Annotated in this window: 16 protein-coding genes and 1 pseudogene; 8 read left to right on the top strand and 9 right to left on the bottom strand. The window is 71.6% G+C overall.

Annotated elements, in window-relative coordinates; all coding sequences use genetic code 11:
- The first annotated feature begins 4 nt into the window (after window positions 1–4).
- Complete coding sequence (locus tag AC3CH1_RS03075) at window positions 5–1,195, top strand: cytochrome P450 (RefSeq protein ID WP_488461428.1); 1,191 nt, start codon at window positions 5–7, stop codon at window positions 1,193–1,195.
- A gap of 157 nt (window positions 1,196–1,352) precedes the next feature.
- On the opposite strand, the pseudogene AC3CH1_RS03070 reads toward AC3CH1_RS03075, so the two are convergent.
- Window positions 1,353–1,592, bottom strand: a pseudogene (locus AC3CH1_RS03070) (hypothetical protein); the annotation flags it as partial.
- Between the two features lie 73 nt (window positions 1,593–1,665).
- Between AC3CH1_RS03070 and AC3CH1_RS03065 the strand changes: the two are divergent.
- Window positions 1,666–2,943 (top strand): pyroglutamyl-peptidase I, encoded by a 1,278-nt coding sequence (locus AC3CH1_RS03065; RefSeq protein WP_488461427.1) that lies wholly within the window; start codon window positions 1,666–1,668, stop codon window positions 2,941–2,943.
- 6 nt (window positions 2,944–2,949) lie between these two features.
- On the opposite strand, the gene AC3CH1_RS03060 is transcribed toward AC3CH1_RS03065, so the two are convergent.
- On the bottom strand, window positions 2,950–3,411 hold the full coding sequence (locus tag AC3CH1_RS03060; RefSeq protein ID WP_488461426.1) for a ribonuclease domain-containing protein: 462 nt from the start codon (window positions 3,409–3,411) through the stop codon (window positions 2,950–2,952).
- A 159-nt stretch (window positions 3,412–3,570) separates the two neighbouring features.
- Here AC3CH1_RS03060 and AC3CH1_RS03055 point away from each other — a divergent pair, with 159 nt between their 5' ends.
- The gene (locus AC3CH1_RS03055) at window positions 3,571–3,864 is read left to right on the top strand and encodes a barstar family protein (protein WP_488461425.1); all 294 of its coding nucleotides are present in this window, start codon (window positions 3,571–3,573) and stop codon (window positions 3,862–3,864) included.
- A 73-nt stretch (window positions 3,865–3,937) separates the two neighbouring features.
- Here AC3CH1_RS03055 and AC3CH1_RS03050 read toward each other — a convergent pair whose 3' ends face one another.
- Both AC3CH1_RS03050 and AC3CH1_RS03045 read right to left on the bottom strand, forming a co-directional pair.
- Window positions 3,938–4,462, bottom strand: coding sequence for a hypothetical protein (locus AC3CH1_RS03050; protein ID WP_488461424.1), 525 nt, complete (start codon window positions 4,460–4,462; stop codon window positions 3,938–3,940).
- Entirely contained in the window at window positions 4,449–4,634 is a 186-nt protein-coding gene (locus tag AC3CH1_RS03045; protein ID WP_488461423.1) for a hypothetical protein, read from the bottom strand. Before AC3CH1_RS03045 ends, AC3CH1_RS03050 begins: the two co-directional genes overlap by 14 nt.
- Window positions 4,635–4,930: 296 nt before the next feature.
- Here AC3CH1_RS03045 and AC3CH1_RS03040 point away from each other — a divergent pair, with 296 nt between their 5' ends.
- Together AC3CH1_RS03040 and AC3CH1_RS03035 are read left to right on the top strand one after the other, a co-directional pair.
- A complete protein-coding gene (locus AC3CH1_RS03040) occupies window positions 4,931–6,415 on the top strand; it encodes a DUF4331 domain-containing protein (RefSeq protein ID WP_488461422.1) in 1,485 nt (494 codons plus the stop codon).
- Window positions 6,412–7,674 (top strand): tetratricopeptide repeat protein, encoded by a 1,263-nt coding sequence (locus AC3CH1_RS03035; protein WP_488461421.1) that lies wholly within the window; start codon window positions 6,412–6,414, stop codon window positions 7,672–7,674. The genes AC3CH1_RS03040 and AC3CH1_RS03035 overlap by 4 nt, the downstream gene beginning before the upstream one ends.
- A 192-nt stretch (window positions 7,675–7,866) precedes the next feature.
- Here the strand turns inward: AC3CH1_RS03035 and AC3CH1_RS03030 are convergent, their stop codons facing one another.
- The 4 genes from AC3CH1_RS03030 to AC3CH1_RS03015 all read right to left on the bottom strand — a co-directional run bounded on the left by AC3CH1_RS03030 (window position 7,867) and on the right by AC3CH1_RS03015 (window position 11,589).
- Window positions 7,867–8,514 (bottom strand): class F sortase, encoded by a 648-nt coding sequence (locus AC3CH1_RS03030; RefSeq protein ID WP_488461420.1) that lies wholly within the window; start codon window positions 8,512–8,514, stop codon window positions 7,867–7,869.
- Between the two features lie 52 nt (window positions 8,515–8,566).
- Window positions 8,567–9,199 (bottom strand): hypothetical protein, encoded by a 633-nt coding sequence (locus AC3CH1_RS03025; RefSeq protein WP_488461419.1) that lies wholly within the window; start codon window positions 9,197–9,199, stop codon window positions 8,567–8,569.
- 420 nt (window positions 9,200–9,619) lie between these two features.
- Window positions 9,620–9,997, bottom strand: a complete 378-nt coding sequence (locus tag AC3CH1_RS03020) for a phosphoribosyltransferase (protein WP_488461418.1) — start codon at window positions 9,995–9,997, stop codon at window positions 9,620–9,622.
- A 38-nt stretch (window positions 9,998–10,035) separates the two neighbouring features.
- The gene (locus AC3CH1_RS03015) at window positions 10,036–11,589 is read right to left on the bottom strand and encodes an FAD-dependent oxidoreductase (protein ID WP_488461417.1); all 1,554 of its coding nucleotides are present in this window, start codon (window positions 11,587–11,589) and stop codon (window positions 10,036–10,038) included.
- Between the two features lie 989 nt (window positions 11,590–12,578).
- On the opposite strand from AC3CH1_RS03015, the gene AC3CH1_RS03010 reads away from it, so the two are divergent.
- Window positions 12,579–12,881 carry a hypothetical protein gene (locus AC3CH1_RS03010; RefSeq protein WP_488461416.1) on the top strand — a complete coding sequence of 101 codons (303 nt, stop codon included), beginning with the start codon at window positions 12,579–12,581 and terminating at the stop codon, window positions 12,879–12,881.
- A 140-nt stretch (window positions 12,882–13,021) separates the two neighbouring features.
- Window positions 13,022–13,696, top strand: coding sequence for a DUF6766 family protein (locus AC3CH1_RS03005; protein WP_488461415.1), 675 nt, complete (start codon window positions 13,022–13,024; stop codon window positions 13,694–13,696).
- 45 nt (window positions 13,697–13,741) lie between these two features.
- Here AC3CH1_RS03005 and AC3CH1_RS03000 read toward each other — a convergent pair whose 3' ends face one another.
- A complete protein-coding gene (locus AC3CH1_RS03000) occupies window positions 13,742–13,963 on the bottom strand; it encodes a DUF6480 family protein (protein WP_488461414.1) in 222 nt (73 codons plus the stop codon).
- Between the two features lie 298 nt (window positions 13,964–14,261).
- Here AC3CH1_RS03000 and AC3CH1_RS02995 point away from each other — a divergent pair, with 298 nt between their 5' ends.
- Window positions 14,262–14,678, top strand: a complete 417-nt coding sequence (locus AC3CH1_RS02995; RefSeq protein ID WP_453339132.1) for a CBS domain-containing protein — start codon at window positions 14,262–14,264, stop codon at window positions 14,676–14,678.
- Window positions 14,679–14,786 lie beyond the last annotated feature (108 nt).

Here is a 14,786-nt window from a genome sequence, read left to right as displayed (position 1 = left end):
CACGTTGACCACCACCGACCCCACGCATCCGGCCCCGGAGCCGCTCCACCGCCTGCATTTCGAGGAACCCGGGCCGCCCCGCCCCGCCGAACTGCCGGGCGGCGGCCCCGCCTGGCTGGTCAGCCGGTACGAGGACGTCCGCCAGGTGCTCTCGGACCCGCGGTTCGGCCGGGCCCAGCTGTACGCCCCCGACGCCCCCGCCCTCTCCGGCGTACCCGACCTCGTGAACGACCCCGACCTGATGTTCAACCAGGACGGCCCCGACCATCTCCGGCTGCGCCGCACCCTGCGACGCGCGTTCACCCCGAGGGCCGTCGCCCGCTGGCGCCCCTGGATCGCCGCGATAGTGGAGGAGCTCCTCGACCGGCTGGGCACCCGGTCCCAACCGGTCGACATCGTCGCGGAGTTCGCCCTCCCGTTGCCGGCGGCGGTGATCAGCCGCCTCATGGGGCTCGACGAGTCCGCGTGGGACCGGATGAGGCACTGGAGCGAACACGCCTTCTCCGACGGCACCCACGAGCGCGATCAGGTGGCAGCGGTCCTCGAGGAGTTCAGCGCGTTCGGCGCGCACCTCCTCGCGGAGCGGCGCCGGACCCCGGGCGAGGACCTGATCAGCAGTCTGGTCGCGGCGGCCGACGAGGAAGGGGGCGTTCCCGAGAGCCAGTTGGTCAGCCTGGTGTGCGGACTGGTCGTCGGCGGCCACGACAGCACGATGACCATGCTCGGCAACGCCCTGCTCTACCTGCTGGGCGAACGCCGTGAGACCTGGTCCCGCCTCGGCGCCGACGAGGAGGCCGCGGGGCGTCTCGTGGACCGCCTCGTCCACCTCGTCCCGCTCGGCGACGACCGGGGCAGCACCCGCCACGCCGCCGAGGACGTCGAGGTCGGAGGAGTGAGGGTCCCGGCGGGCGCGATCGTGCTCGCCGACTGCGGCATGGCCAACCGCGACCCGGAGGTCTTCCCGCCCGCCACCCTCCACGACCTGTTCGCCCCACTGGAGGCCCCCACACTCTCCTTCGGCGCCGGCCCCCACTACTGCCTCGGCGCCTGGCTGGCCCGCACGGAGCTCCAGCTCGCCCTGCACCGCCTGGCCGCCCGCTTCCCGGAGCTGCGCCTGGCCGCCCCCGTCGACACGGTCGTGTGGCGGACCGGGACGACCTCCCGCAGTCCGCAGGGGCTCGGCGTCGGTTGGTAGGGGGGAGGGCCGAGGTGCGCCGGTTCGTCCGGCGCACCCCGGCCGCCGTCAGCCGCGTGCGACGGCGATCGAGCCCCCGAGCCGGTCGCCCGCCTCGTAGACCAGGTACGGCACGCCCCGGTCCGTGCCGAAGCTCGGTGAGGCGGCACGGCCGTTCGTCGTGCGGGGCGTAGTAGGGGTAGTAGCGGCCCGGCGGGTTCGCGGGCTTGTCGTAGACGCCCCGGACGCACGGGAAGGTGATCTCGCCCGTCGGGTTGTACTTCAGCTGGGAAGGCGTCAGCAGCGATCCCCGATGGCGGTAGTCCGGGATTCCGCCGGGAGCCGCGACCGCGCTCGACGCGTTGGGGACGCGCGGGCGCGTTCTGCGTACTCCGTCCCCTTCTCCATGGGCTTGCAACGTTCTTGCCCCATGGCTTCGTCTCCGGCGGTACCGCGATACTGCGACGAGCCGTTGACCCGAAAGGACCCACGTGACGCACCCCTTCTCCGCGACCACCCGGCTCGGCCTCGGCGGCATGGCGCTCCTGCTCGTCCTCGCGGGCCCCGCCCTGCCCGCCGCCGCCTCCCCGGCGGACGCCGCCCGCACCCCCGCGCCGGCGACCGTCGAGGAGCAGCGCCTCGATCGGACCGCGCCGCAGGAGATCCTGCGGCGCAGCGGCTTCGACTCCCTCGCCCCGCGCTTCGAGCGGGCCCTGCGGGGCTCCGACGGTTACGCGCAGGCCGAGCGAACGGTCACCCGCCACGCCTCGGCGCTGTGGCGGCGTGCCGTGGACCGCGCCCAGGGCCGAGGCCCGGCCACGGGCGACTTGAGCCGGGGCGATGACCGCCCGCTGTACTGGGCCCGACTCGCGCTCAGCCGTGAACTCCGCTCGTGGGAACCCTGGTTCGGGCTGAGCGACCAGCAGCGCAAGGCCTTGCACACCGCCCTGGAGACCTCCTCGCGCGGTCAGGACGACATCCGCTTCCCGGGCCACCGGGTGAAGCGGGTCCTCGTCACCGGCTTCGACCCGTTCACGCTGGACAGGGACGTCCGGATCGGCAACCCCTCGGGCGCGAGCGCGCTCGCCCTGGACGGCACCCTGATACGGACCGCGGAGGGACCGGCCCGGATCGAGACGGTCGTCTTCCCGGTGCGCTGGGCGGACTTCGCGGAGGGAGCCGTCGAGCGGGCCCTCGCTCGGCAGCTGCCCCGCCTGGACCTGTTCACCACCGTCAGCCAGGGCCGGCAGGGCCGCTTCGACGTGGAGCGCACCAACGGCGCCTGGCGCGGCGGCTTCCCCGACAACGAGAACGCGGCGAGCACCGGGGCCGTCCCCGTCGACGACCCCGGCTCGCAGCCGCAGTGGACGACGACCACGCTCCCGTACCGGCAGCTCGCCCAAGCGGACACGGGCCGCTTCCCGGTGTACGACAACACCGAGGTCACCGAGATCCCGGCGGGCGGCAGCCGGCCGGTGACCAGGCCGGACGGACCCACGCCCGGCTCGGCGTCGCGGGCCGGAGGCGGCGGCGACTACCTTTCCAACGAGATCGCCTACCGGGCCACCCTGCTGCGCGACCGACTGGTCCTGCCCGACCTGCCGGGCGGTCATCTCCACACTCCGGTACTGCGGTTCGGCGCGGAGAACACGGACCCGCGGACAGGCGCCATCACGGACCCGGACTTCGAGCGGAACCGGGCGGACATCATCAGCCAGGTGAGGGAGTTGGTGAAGACGGCGGTGGGCGCCTCCACTCCGCGCCCGTAGCCCTCGTCACTCGCAACCGGAGGAGATCTCCTGGAAGTTGTCGTAGTGGTCGCCGGTGTACCAGACGGTGTGCGTGGCCTGGTCACGGACGACACGTTCGGCGTCGCGGTGCTCCCCCCGGTTGCGGGGGTTGACGTCGTACTCGCGGTAGCGGCCCTCCAGCGGCAGGTCCCCGGAGCGGTTGCGGTAGACGTTGCTGCCGCGGATGACCAGACGGGTGTCCGCCACGGGGTAGTCGGTGGGCCGGGAGGACTGCGGCCACGTCAGGTCCTTCCAGATCTCGCAGGCTTCCTGGACCTGCCCGGGGAACTCCTCGACCGGCAGAGCCGGTTCGATGATGTCGGCCGACCGCACCGAGGGATGTGCCGGGGCCTGGAGGGGAGCGGCGGAAAAGGCGGCCGGGGCCGCGAACACGGTCAGGAGCAGGGCGGCGGCCGCCCCACGGCGAAGGTTGCGCAGAGTAGTCATGCTTTCTGCAACCGCAGGCGAGCGCCGGGGACACGGCTCACTCCGGCTGAACTTCTTCCGTCGCTGGTCATCGACGTACGGGGAACCCGAACGGCGCTACCACCGGGCGGGCCCCCTTGTACGGGTCAGCGGTACGGGCGGTCCGGATAGGATGCCGATATGACGGAAAGTGAGCTGCTGATCGACCTGCGTGGCCGCCGGATCGAGACGCTCGATGATTTCTGGGATGCGGTGACCGGGCCCTGCGGGCTGCCCGACTGGTTCGGCCGGAACCTCGACGCCTGGGCGGACACCATTGACGGACGGGGTATCTCCGACGTGATCGACCGTCACAGCACCCTGTCCGTCCACGTCGACCGGACAGGGATCTTCGCCGCGAACGACCCGGACGCCCGAGGCCTGGGCGAGGTCTTCGACGGCGAACGGAACAAGCTGGTCGTCCACGCAGTCTGAGCGGCGGCTCGACCGGCGTCGGCCGGTTCGGTGACCCGCGACGCCGGTCGAGGTTACGCGTCGGCGCTACGGGTTACGGGAAGGTCGGGAACGCCGGCGGCGTCGCCGCGCCCGGGACGTAGTCGAAGTTGGGCGTGAGCGTGCCGAAGAGGCTGCCGGCCCGGGGAGCCGTCGCTCCGGTGGCCGTCGCGAAGAGGTCAGCGGCCTCCTGAGTGACGTAGAACGGCGCCTTCTTGATGCGGAAGCCCGTGGGACTCGGGCGGGCGCCGGCCATGACCTCGACGTACGTGGACTCGGCGATCACCACTTCCTCGCGGAGCTTCTCGCCGTCGATCGACACGCCCGCGGAGTAGGCGGGTGTCGGCATGACGCGGATGAACGTGGACTGCAGGGTGATGCTCTTGCCGGACGCCTGGTGCTGGATCCTGAGTCCACCGGGGTAGAAGATGCGCCCCTTGGCGTCGAGCCCGTCACCGGCCGTCGAACCGATCGGCATGCTGAAACCCCGGCCGTCGGCGTCCATCACGAACGGGCTGATGGCCTCCAGGGTGATGCCCTCGCGCTCCATCCAGGCGAGGGTCTCGTCACCGATCGCCACCTGGGGAGCCCCACGGGGAGATGTAGGCGCCCGGCAGCGGGGCGGCGGGCGCGGTCCTGACGGCGCCGGCCGGCTGCTGGGCGGCAGCCCCGGACGACGTCAGCCCGAGCGGGACGGAGAGCGCGGCCACGGCGGCCACGGCGATGAGACGGCGGATCGCGTGCATACCCATGGGGGGTCCAGTCTGTGAGGAGGGTGGGGGGAAGGCGTCAGATGCTCTTCCCGAAGGGTCCACGAACGCGGGAGCGAGAGAGAGTTCGGCGTCGTGACGACAAGCCGGTCGAAGATCGACTTCGCGATGAGTATGCCTGGCCATGCATGGTTTTTCGACCATGCGGGCCGGTCGTTGGTCCATCCGGTGGGAAAGTTCCACGCGGCGAGTGATGCGCGACGCGGAGGAGTCACTCCAAGATCATTCGCGCCGTTGGCTGGTGTGACTCCCTTCCCACGACAGCCCTGGAGACTCGCGTGCCCAAAACCCCCAGAACGTCCGCGACCGGCTCACCGGCCCGTTCCCGAATCGGTCTCGCCGCCACCACGGCCGCGCTCACCGCAGCCGCCCTGTCCGGACAGTTCATGGGCGTCGGCCGAGCGGGCGGCCACATCGACGCCCCCTCGGCCGTGCTGGACTCCCCGGCGGACCTGACCGACGTGTACGCCTTCACCAGCCCGGACGACACGGACATGGTCACGCTCATCGCGAACGTGCGCCCTTTCCAGGTTCCCGGCACCGCGGCCAACGCGCTGGTGGACTTCCCGTTCGCGACCGGCGCCCGGTACGAGATCCACACGGACGCCGACGGCGACGGCGCCTCCGACACCACCTACCGCTGGACCTTCCGGGACGAGGACCGTCGGCCCTTCGGGGTGGGCCCGAAGGTCGGGCCGCTGCCGGTGAACTCACTGGACGACCGGTCGCTCGGCGTACGCCAGAAGTACACCCTGGAGAAGATCGAGGCGGGCGGCGCCGGCCGGACGCTCCTCAGGGACGCGATCGCCTCACCCACCCACACCGGGTGGACCCTGATGCCCGACTACGGGAGACTGCGGCAGCAGGCGACCCGCCAACTCCCCGGCGGAGGACGGACCGTGGCCACCCAGGCGGCGGAGGCGTTCAAGGCGGACACCCAGGTCTTCGGCCTGTACACGGTCGGCACCAGCGGACCCGTGCCCGGATGGCTGCCCGATGCCCAGCCGCTCTCGGCGCTGAACGTGAACAGCCTGATCCTGCAGGTCCCCAAGAAGGAGATCGCCCTGAAGGGCGACCCGGAACGCAACCCGGTCGTCGGCGTGTGGGCGTCCGTCTCCCGGCAGGGCGCGGACCTGGAGCGCAGCCTCTCGAAGCAGGCACCCACCTTCCGGCAGGTGTCCCGGCAGGGCACCCCGCACCTCGCGTTCGCCCTGTTCGGCTCCACCGTCGGCCTGGCCCGGCCCGGCGGGCCCGAGGACCGCTTCCAGGCGCGTCTGCCGAAGGACGACCACCTGGAAGGCGACTTCCTGGCCGCCACCCTCGACCCGGCACCGCCGCACCGGATCGAGAGGGCCCAGGGCCGCACGGCGCCGGCCACCCCGCGCCGTGACATCCAGGCCCTGTTCATGAAGGGCATCGGCAAGGACAACGGATCCACGTTCGGCTTCGACCTCAACGCCCACACGATGAACGCCGACGCGGCCCCCGGACGCATCGTGCTCGCCGAGCAGTTGCGCCTGAACCTCAGCACTCCCGTCACCGCGGATCCGAAGAGCCAGGGTGTCCTCGACGGCGACCTCCAGGGCTTCCCGAACGGGCGGCGGCTGAACGACAACATCGACGGGCCGCTGATCCGCATGCTGGAGGGTGAGCCCGCCGGGCCTTCCGCCGCGGACCTGCTCCCGCGGCCGGTCCTCAGTCTGCAACCCGCGGACGCGCAGGCCACGTTCCCGTACCTCAATCTGCCCCACGCGGGCCCGTGAGGCGTCTGATCACCGCCGCGGGCGCGGCGGCGGCCGTGGCCGGGTGCGTGGCGGGACTCCTCCTCCTCGGTCCCGACACCTCCCGGCCGTCGGCCACCACCGCGCCCGCGGGCGCCTCCAGCGAGGGCTCCGGCTCCGCCGACACCATCCGCAGGAGGACAGAGACCCACCCCGAGGACCCGACGGCCTGGGCCGACCTGGCGCACGCCGAGATCGAACGGGCCCGCACCACCTTCGACGCGCACCTGCTCGATGGAGCCGACACGGCGCTGCGCCGCTCCCTCGCCCTCGACGGCACGGACAACTACCGGGCCGTGACAGGCCGGGGACTGCTCGCCAACGCCCGGCACGACTTCGGCGAGGGACGCCTGCACGGGCTGCGCGCCACCCGGATGGCTCCCGACCGGCCGGACGGATACGCCGTACTCGCGGACGCCGAGATCCAGCTCGGGAACTATCCGCAGGCCCGGCACGCCGTACAGCGGATGCTCGACATCGCCCCGGGCACGGCCGCCTACAGCAGAGCCGCCTACGACCTGGAGACCGGCGGGCGGCCCGAGGACGCCGCCATCGCACTCCAGCGAGCCGTGGACAGCGCGGTCACCCAGGACGAACGAGCCTTCGCTGAGGCGCGCCTGGGCGACCTGGCCTGGTCCCGGGGCCAGATCGACCGGGCGGCACGACACTACGGGCGCGCCCTGGGCTCCGTGCCGACCCACCCCTACGGGCAGGCCGGACTGGCCCGGGTGGCCGCCGCGCGAGGTCACCCGGACAAGGCGCTCGATCTGTACACACGGCTCGTCGAGCGGATGCCGCTGCCCCAGTTCCTGCTGGAGAGCCTGGATCTTCGGCGCGCGAGCGGGAATTCCCACCGGGGAAGCGAACGGGCGGTCCTGGCGGCGCAGCTGCGGATGGCCCGTGCGGACGACGGACCCGTGGACCCGCATCTCATCCTCTACGCGGCCGACCACGGCGACCCCGAGGTCGCGGTGGAGCTCGCGCGCAGGGAGTGGAAGCACGTCCGAAGCGTCATCGTCGCCGATGCGCTGGCCTGGTCCCTGCACCGCGCGGGCCGCGGTACCCAAGCCCTCACCTATGCGCGCCGGGCGGCCGCCACCGGCTGGAAGAGCGCTCTGTTCCGCTACCACCGGGGCACGATCGAGCAGTCCCTCGCCCTGCCCGAGGGAGCCCGCCGCCTGAGCGAGGCCCGTGCCCTGAACCCGTATCTCTTTCTGTACCGACCCGACGCAGATGGGTAGTCGATGAAGTTTCCCTGCCGTGCGGCGGTCGTCGCGGCGCCCCTGCTCGTGCTGTCCGGCCTCACCGCGGCACCGACGGCGCAAGCCCACCCCCTGGGCAATTTCAGCGTCGACCACTACGACGGACCCGCAGGCCTCCAGGGCGGCCGGCACCTTGTCCCCGAGGTACCGGCCGACCCTGAGCGGCGGGGCTCAGGCCGCCTTCTTCCATGACGTGAGATGCGCGAAGACCACCACGTTCGCCGAATATCCCGCCTTCTCGTCGAAACGCCCGCCGCAGGTCAGCAGCCGCAGTTCGGGCCGCCCGGTCTCCCCGTACACCTTGTCGTCGGGGAACTTGTCCTTCGTGTACGTCTTCACCGCGTCGACCGTGAACACCGCGGTCTTGCGGTCGGCACGCACCACGTTGACCTTGTCGCCCCGGCGCAGTGCGTTGAGGTTGAGGAAGATGGCGGGGCCGGTCCTGGTGTCCCGGTGGCCCACGAGCAGCGCCGTGCCGTTCTCACCGGGCGACGGCCCCTTCTCGTACCAGCCCGTCAGCTTGGGCTTGCTCAGCGGCGGGGCCCCCAGCCGGCCCTTCGCGTCGAGTCCCAGTCCGGTGACCGCCGCCTCGATGAAGATGGCGGGGATGGCGACCTTCAGCGGGCGGGAGGGCACCAGGGGGGCGTGCGAGGCGGGCACGTGTTTCTCCGGTTCGTGCGGTGCCCGCCGGAACGGCTCCCGCCCGCCGCCCGCGGCGTCGCTGCCGCGGGCGGAGGCGACCGTCCGGGTGTCCTCGGAGGAGCCCGAGGACACCCAGACGATGCCGGCCACCAGGGAGAACGTCACGCACAGCGTCATGGTGAGACGGCACGCGCGCGTCGGTCCCCGTCGTCGCCGTCGGCAGCGGGCGTTACGCCTCGCCACGGGCACGGCGACGTGCGGACCGGCGCATCATGACCAGGCCCGCGGCTCCTGCGGCCCCGGCAGCCAACGCGGCGGCCGCTCCGACGTTCGAGCCGCTCTCGGAGCTGACGGGCTCCATGTCCGGGACACCGCCGCCGCCCGCGGGGACGCCGCCGATCGGCCTCTGCGGCTTGTGGGGCTTGCCGCCGCCGTGACCGCGGTCGGGGCACTCGACCTTGAAGCTCTTCTGCTTCGGGCCCGCCGGGACAACCCACACCAGCTGGTACGTTCCCTCCGGCAGCAGGTACGTCTCGCTGCGCGCACTGCCGTTGATGAGCGGAAGCCTGTCCATCAGGGTGGTGCCCGGCGGCACGGTCGGGGGCTGCTCGGTGATCGTCCAGGGGACCGAGGGGAACGACTCGAAGTTGCTCGCAGCCAGCACGAACTTGCAGACCTCGACTCCGTCGCGGTCACTGCGCGAGTGCCAGCTGACCGAGCGGATGTCGATGTTGCCGCTGTCGCCGGGGAGGGCGTAGGCGGCGGGTGCTCCGGCCAGGGTGGCGCCGGCGACCGCGACTGCGACGGCGACCTTGGCGCCCGTGCGGGCGCTGCGGGAGCGGACGGAACGGGAGATGCGCATGAAGGCTCCTTCAAGCCGAGATGATTGTCGTACTGATCACCTGATCGCCTAAGACATGCCATGAATCGTCGTAAAAGTCAGATATGACACGAAAAATGTGACGGAAGTTCCCTGATCGGCAGGCAGCATACGAGTGGCGTTCGCGCGGGCGCGGGAGCGTACCTTCGTCGACACAGCAGCCACGGGACGAGTCGGCACGCGGCCAACTGACCGTTGCCGTGCCCGGGTGGCCGGAGACCGGCGACCGGGCCGCGCTGGGAAAGCTGCGGCGGCGCAGCCGCACAGCGCATAGCGCCCCACCCGGCCGGACCGCTCCCGTCAGCCGAAGCTCCTGTGCGACTTCGGGTACGGCGGCCCATGCGAACGCGCTCGTCCGCACTCACATGGTCCATCCGAAGGCGTCGAGGACGGCCGGTGCTCTCAGTGGCCGCGCAGAAGGGCGAGGACTTCGCCGTCCGTCACCTGGTCGAAGTCGTCGTACCACTCACTCACGGACCGAAGGCCCGGCGGCTGTTGGAGGCAGAGGACGTCGTCCGCATCCCCGCGCAGGCGGTCTCGGCTGCCGGGAGCGCCGACCGGTACGGCGAGAATCAGCCGGCCCGGAGCGTGACGGCGTATGTGGCGCAGGGCGGCAAGGGCGGTGAGGCCAGTGGCGAGGCCGTCGTCGACCAGAACCACGGTCCTGCCGGCGACCCGGGGCTCGGGCCGGCCGTCCCGATAAAGCTCCTCGCGACGGCGCAGCTCCGCGCGTTTCCGGGCCAGTTGGGGGCCGAGACGGTCCTCGGAGAGGCTGAACACCTCCAGTTTCGGTGGGAGCCGGCGCCTCCGGAATGGGCTCACTCCGCCTCGCCGGGGACCTCCAGTTCTTCCAGAGCGCGTGTCGCCGGCCCCTGGAGCACAGTGCCGTCGGTTCCGAACCGGGAGCCATGACACGGACACTCCCAGGTGGCTTCCGCGTCGTTGAAGGACACCAGGCAGCCGAGGTGGGTGCAGCGGGCGGAGACGGCCCGCAACGTGCCGTCCTGATGCCGGTAAACGGCGCAGCGCCGCCCCTTCACCCGCACGACGGCGCCCGTGCCCGGCAGGATGTCACCCACCGAGTCGACGTGGGTCACCCTCATCCGGTCCCCGGCGAAGTGCTTGGCCACCTCGGCTTGCTGCTTCAACAGTGCCGCGCCCTCGCGCAGGACACCCGCGACACGTCGGGGATCGTACAGCTCCGCCCAGGCCGGCCGGGGTTCGGACTCGGTGATCAGAGCGGTCAGCAGCCGACCCGCGAGGACACCGCCGGTCATTCCCCAGCCACCGAAGCCGGTCGCCACGTAAGTATGACGAGCCCCGACATGGAGGGGGCCGATGAGTGGCACCGTATCGCTGGGGTCGTTGTCCTGCGCCGCCCACCGATGGGTGGTGGCGCCCACCGGAAAGCGTTCGTGCATCCAGGAGTCGAGACGGCGAAAGCCCTCCCGCGGATCACCCGTTCCCGGTGTGAAGCTTTCCCCGGTGACGATCAGCAGACGGCGGCTCTCGTCGAGCGGCGCGGTACGCACCGACCGCTTTCCCTCGTCCTCGGTGATGTACATCCCCTTCGGGGCCCGGTCGCTGGCCACCGGCGCGGCGACCACCAACTCCCGCCGGGGCGAAAGCCGCGCGAAGAGCATCGCGCGGTCGAAGATCGGGTAGTGGGTGGCGACGACCACGTCCCGGGCCGTCACCACCCGCTGGTGCTCTGTGGTCAGTCGACACGGCTGCCCTTCCGAAAGTCCGGTGACCCGGGTCCGTTCGAAGACGAGACCTCCGAGACCCAGCAAGTCCTCGGCCAGAGCCAGGAGGTAGGCGCGCGGGTGGAACTGCGCCTGTCCGTCCAGGCGTACCGCGCCGCCGACCGGGAAGGGCAGCTCCGTCTCGGTGACGTACGAGACCTTGAGACCCGACGCGGCAGCGGCACGGGCTTCAGCTTCGACGGCCGCGCGTGAATCGGGCCCAGCCGCGTAGGAGTAGGCGCTCACCCGCTCCAGATCACAGGCGATGCCCACCTCGTCGACGATCGCCGCCAGCCGTTCCACCGCGTCCAGCTGCGAGCCGGCGTACAGGCGGGCGGCCTCGGGGCCATGAGCCCGCCGCAGCCGGTCGTACACGAGCGAGTGCAGCGCCGACACCTTGGCCGTGGTGTAGCCGGTGACGCCGGACGCGATGCGGTCCGCCTCCAGCACCGCGACCCTCCGGCCCGCCCGGGCCAGCTCCCACGCCGTGCTCAGACCGGCGATGCCGCCGCCCACCACAGCGACGTCCACGGCGATGTCCTCGGTCAGGCGCGGGTAGGGCGACGCATCCGTCGTATCCATCCAGTAGGACTCGTCCTGCCCGGAGAAGGGGCGGGGGTCGGTCATGACGTCATCTCCCCAGATCGGTCGCGGCTCGGCGGAGGTGTCCGCGGGGTAGCTCACCACGCGTGGTGCGCGCGACGTGGTGCGTGTCGAGCGGCCCTACTGTCGCCGGGTACCACCGTGGTCAGCTGCCAAACGCTGGAGCGGGGCCGGGCGCAGTCGGGGGAAGTCGGCCGGAACCAAGGTTCAGGACGCGGGGACCAAGCTGCTCCCCGACCGGGCGAAGGATGCTCTGCCCCGCGGAATGCCGCAACCCGGACCGGTCGGCGAAGGGGCGCCGGGAGAGGCGCGGAAATGAGACGTCCTCCTTGATCAGTGCGGAGACTTGATCAGTGCGGAGACGCGTTTGAGAGGAAGCCACTCGGGGACTCGGGTGGCACACCGATCCCAGCGGAGGGAGCGATCGCGATGTCGAACCCGCAGCAACCGGAACAGCGGCGCAGCGACAAGGGTGGGGCCACCCCGCAGGACAGCGCCGAAAGGAAGGCGCGAGAGCCTGGAACACCCCGCGGGGGCGGCGCGCACGCGCACGGAACGGACAAGGGAGGCAAGGGCGGAGGCCCCGGTGGCGGGGTCCCGCCCGAGGAGCGCCCGGATCACCCGTGAGCGACGCCCGCGCACCGCGTGACGGCGCTGATCGAGCGGCGCCGTATCGGGCCTTCTCCGAGGAGTCGCCGGTGGCCTCCTGTGTGAGGCGCCGCCCCCCGGTGCCCGCCGACGGCCCCCGGCTCGGAGCCGGGGGCCGTCGGCGGGCACCGGGGGCGGCAGTCGCCCCGGGATTCCGCACCGAGGCGTGTCGGAGGGGTGGCGGGCGGCCTCACCCACCCATGATGTCCCCGGAGGAACGGTCGGTGGACGGAGACACGATGGGGTATTGCCGCTCCCCGCGAGCATGTCCGGCTCCGCTACCGGCTTCACTGCTCGCGGCGACGCTCCTCCTGACGGGGTGCGGCGGGGCGGGCGGCCGCACGGCCGAGGTGCGGGACGCGGCCGTGGCCTTCCGAGAAGGGCTGCGCACCAAGGACGCGGCGGCGACGTGCGCGTTGCTGGCCCCCGCGACCCGCGACACGCTCGAATCCTCCGAAGGGAAGCCATGTGTCGCGGTCATCGCGGGCGAAGAGCTGCCCGTGGCCGGCCCGGTCCGTCGCGTTGACGTGTACGGGAATCAGGGCCGCACCGTTCTCGACGGTGACACGCTGTTCCTGTCACGCTTCCCCGACGGGTGGAAGGTCGTGGCCGCCGGCTGTACGCCGGACCCGGGGCGGCCGTACACCTGCGTTGTCGAAGGCGGCTGACCGTGACGAGAGCGCTGTTCGTCCTCTGTCTCACCGTCGTCGTCTGCGGGCTCGCCTACTTCACCGCGCTGGGGCTGATGCACAGATGAGAGGGCTGCCGCCTCGTCGACGAGGACGTGCGACAGGGAAGGCCTCGTCGGATGCGTAGATTCCTGCGGGACAACTCGCTCACGCTGGCTTTCGCCTCGGCCTTCCTGCTCACCCTGGCCGGACAGGCCCTCGTGGGCCGCGCCGAGTTCAACAACGGGCTGCTCGTCGACTCCCTGGCGCCGGTGTCCCTGACCGCTTACCTGATGTCGTCGGACTTCGCCGTCGATGTGACCGAGAATTGGCAGTCGGAGTACCTGCAGTTCTTCCTCTACATCTTCGGCACCGTCTGGCTGCTCCAGCGTGGCTCCCCCGAGTCGAAGGAGTTGGACAGGGTGGGACCGGAGGACGACGAGACGCAGCGGGTCGGAGCACACGCCCGTGACGACTCGCCCCGCTGGGCGGCGGCCGAGGGGATCCGCCAGAAACTGTTCTCGCGCTCGTTGGGCCTGGTCATGGCGGCGCTGTTCTTCTTGTCGTGGCTGGCTCAGTCCGTCGCGGGCACGGCAGCCTACAACGAACAGCGGCTCCGGAACCTTCAGCCGCCCGTCGACTGGAGCGGATACGTTCTGTCGGCCGACTTCTGGAGCCGAACGTTGCAGAACTGGCAGTCCGAACTCCTCGCGGTGGCTTCCATGGCCATCCTGTCGGTCTACCTGCGCCAGCGTGGTTCCCCGGAATCCAAGCCGGTCGGCGCGTCGCACGACGCCACCGGCGTCGAGGGCTGAAGAGCCGTTGTCGGTGGGGGCTTCCCGCGGAAGCGGGCGCCGCGGTCATAGGAGCAGGGCGTAGACGAGGAAGAAGGCAGCCACCATGGCAGTGACCGTGATGATCGCGGTCAGCGGGCCCTTGGCCCAGCCCTTGGGCGGTGCGTGACGCGGTCCTGCTTCGGAGGTGCTGCTCTCACCGGGGGGAGTGTCGCCGGGGGTGACTCCGCCGCCGGGCTCCAGGCCTGGCGTATCGCGCGGATCCGGGTCCGGGTTTCCTGTGCTCATGCACTCCGAGTACCCCTTCGCGCCGAGGCACACGTGGACTCAGCAACCTTTCCCGGCAACCGAGCTTCGTTCCGGGCCCAGGGACGCAGGGCACAGGGCCTGCCGAGCCCGCCGAGCCCGTCGAAGCCCGTCGAGCCCGCCGAGCCCGTCGACGCGGCGGCACGCGCCCTGTAGGGGCCCTGCGGGTCGCGTACGCCCGGCTCTTCCGTCCGGGCGTTAGGAACGTCTCCCGCGGGGAACCCGCCGCCCCACGGGCGATCCGCACTATCCGCACGATCCCAGGAAGGGAACGAGACCCATGACTACCGCACGCGAGATCATGACCAGCGGCACCGAGTGCGTCGGTGAGAAGGAGAACATCCTGGACGCCGCGAAGAAGATGAAGGACCTCGGCGTCGGCGCTCTCCCGATCTGCGGCACCGACAACAAGCTGAAGGGCGTCCTGACCGACCGCGACATCGTGATCAAGGTGCTCGGCGCGGGCAAGGACCCGGCGGACTGCACGGCCGGCGAGCTGGCCCAGGGGGAGGCGGTGACCATCGGCGCCGACGACCCCGCCGAGGAGATCCTGCGCACGATGACCTCGCACAAGGTCCGCAGGCTGCCGGTCATCGACGGCCACACCCTGGTCGGCATGGTCGCCACCGCGGACGTCGCCCGCGCCCTGCCCGACCCGCAGGTCGGAGACCTCATCGAGGCGCTTTCCACCGGCTGAGGCCACTGCCCCCGCATCGCTACGGGCCCGTCCGTCGCTCACCCGTCGCAGACGGGGAACGGGCGGGCCCCCGCGCGTCCTGCCGATGGAGCACACGTCCACCGCGGC

The organism is Streptomyces sp. MGP-P1 (genome assembly GCF_057766565.1).
The sequence above is the reverse complement of the archived record's forward strand: the minus strand, read 5'-3'. Positions and strand labels throughout refer to the sequence as shown.

Coding starts and splice junctions, on each gene's coding strand:
- AC3CH1_RS03060 (WP_488461426.1), bottom strand. CDS start 3,411: ATGACTACTCTGCGCAACCTTCGCCGTGGGGCGGCCGCCGCCCTGCTC.
- AC3CH1_RS03055 (WP_488461425.1), top strand. CDS start 3,571: ATGACGGAAAGTGAGCTGCTGATCGACCTGCGTGGCCGCCGGATCGAG.
- AC3CH1_RS03045 (WP_488461423.1), bottom strand. CDS start 4,634: ATGGGTATGCACGCGATCCGCCGTCTCATCGCCGTGGCCGCCGTGGCC.
- AC3CH1_RS03030 (WP_488461420.1), bottom strand. CDS start 8,514: ATGACGCTGTGCGTGACGTTCTCCCTGGTGGCCGGCATCGTCTGGGTG.
- AC3CH1_RS03025 (WP_488461419.1), bottom strand. CDS start 9,199: ATGCGCATCTCCCGTTCCGTCCGCTCCCGCAGCGCCCGCACGGGCGCC.
- AC3CH1_RS03015 (WP_488461417.1), bottom strand. CDS start 11,589: ATGACCGACCCCCGCCCCTTCTCCGGGCAGGACGAGTCCTACTGGATG.
- AC3CH1_RS03005 (WP_488461415.1), top strand. CDS start 13,022: ATGCGTAGATTCCTGCGGGACAACTCGCTCACGCTGGCTTTCGCCTCG.
- AC3CH1_RS03000 (WP_488461414.1), bottom strand. CDS start 13,963: ATGAGCACAGGAAACCCGGACCCGGATCCGCGCGATACGCCAGGCCTG.
- AC3CH1_RS02995 (WP_453339132.1), top strand. CDS start 14,262: ATGACTACCGCACGCGAGATCATGACCAGCGGCACCGAGTGCGTCGGT.